The sequence below is a fragment of the Stenotrophomonas sp. SrG genome, assembly GCF_050031795.1.
Lineage (GTDB): Bacteria > Pseudomonadota > Gammaproteobacteria > Xanthomonadales > Xanthomonadaceae > Stenotrophomonas > Stenotrophomonas rhizophila_A.
The window spans coordinates 1-238 of sequence record NZ_JBNBBE010001155.1; the positions used below are offsets into that span (position 1 = coordinate 1).

Annotated in this window: 1 pseudogene; it reads right to left on the reverse strand. The window is 66.8% G+C overall.

Annotated elements, in window-relative coordinates:
- Window positions 1–18: 18 nt before the first annotated feature.
- Window positions 19–238 (reverse strand): annotated as a pseudogene (locus ACQG3P_RS23085) (formimidoylglutamate deiminase); the annotation flags it as partial.

Below are 238 nucleotides of genomic sequence, written 5' to 3' on the forward strand. Positions count from 1 at the left end.
GTGCTGCGGATCCAGTTACACCACGTCGGCCGGCGCACCGGGCTGCAGGCAAGTGGTGACGCCCAATGCCTGCGCTGCGCCCTGCAGCGACTGTTTAAACTGCCAGCGTCCGCTGGAAACGCCTTCCTGCGGCGCGAGCACGTTGCGCCCACGCAGCTGCTGGCGCTGCCCGTATTCGAGCAGGCGCAGCTCTTCGGCCGCGTCGATCAGCACGTTGGAATCCGAGCCTACCCCGAAA